Origin of the sequence: Gilliamella sp. B3023, from assembly GCF_026536845.1 — a bacterium.
In the GTDB taxonomy this organism is placed as follows: Bacteria; Pseudomonadota; Gammaproteobacteria; order Enterobacterales; family Orbaceae; genus Gilliamella; species Gilliamella apicola_E.
In genome coordinates this window covers 1-930 of record NZ_JAFNNH010000062.1, presented here as the reverse complement: position 1 = coordinate 930, position 930 = coordinate 1, and the positions used below count along the sequence as shown (strand labels likewise).

The following is a 930-nucleotide window of genomic DNA, read 5'->3' as shown; positions in this document are numbered from 1 at the left end:
AAACCACAGGCGCAGCCTTAGGATTGACGTAATAAGTCTCACTACGAGCACTGAAAGTACTACGATTAGGAAATCCGTAACGAGTAGATAATGTACCGTCAGTACTGGATAACGTAACCTTATAAGGTGCCTTACAAATCTCTGGCACGGTACTACGTGATACCGTTTGACCGCTTTTATCGACGATAGATAAACTTAAAGAACCAGTAACAGTAACGTCAGCATCACCATCATCATCCCCCCAATAATTATTAGGAGGACCGATAAGAGTACTCAAAGCGACTGAATTAGTATCAGTAGGAACGAACATACGAATATCAGCAAAACTCTGACCCTCAACGGGCAAGGAGATTGGGGTTGTAGATGATGAAGTATTAGTTGAAGGTGTATATTTAGCTCCGTCAGATAGAGTAATCCCAAGCAGACCGTTAGCATCGACAGCACGTGTACGACCACCGTCGAAAGTCAGATAAGGCGGAGTACCCTGTATCTGATTTGCTGTTGTCTGTGATGTCAATGAGTGACCCGAAAAAGGAAGGAAAAAGGCCAAGAAAAAAACAATCTGCCGGGATAATTTGAAAAAACGGAAGGATCGAAAACTGGATCCGAAAAAGGATCGCGAAAAGGATCTGAAAAAGCATCCGGAAAACGATCGGAAAAAGAAACGAAAAGAGGATCGCGGAAGCGATCGCGCGAAAATTCGCAGAATTTCACTTGATTGCGTGGAAAAATAAGTTTTAGTGAAAAAATTAAACTGGGAGCTGGACTTAGACGAATTTAAAAGATAGGTTGGCCAGGTTGCCTGTTGCCTGTTGCCTGTTGAAAATTATAATGCATTTTAGACTACCTTGTCAAGTAATTTTTTGATTAATTTACAATTTTATACGTTTCTGCTAAATTTTAGCCTTTTAGCTAAAACCGTGTAAAAAG

1 protein-coding gene is annotated in these 930 nt (G+C 40.8%); it reads right to left on the bottom strand.

Going from position 1 to position 930, the window contains the following annotated elements:
* Positions 1-517: hypothetical protein (locus tag J3U16_RS11965; RefSeq protein WP_267343201.1), on the bottom strand; the 517-nt coding region annotated here is incomplete at its 3' end.
* Positions 518-930 lie beyond the last annotated feature (413 nt).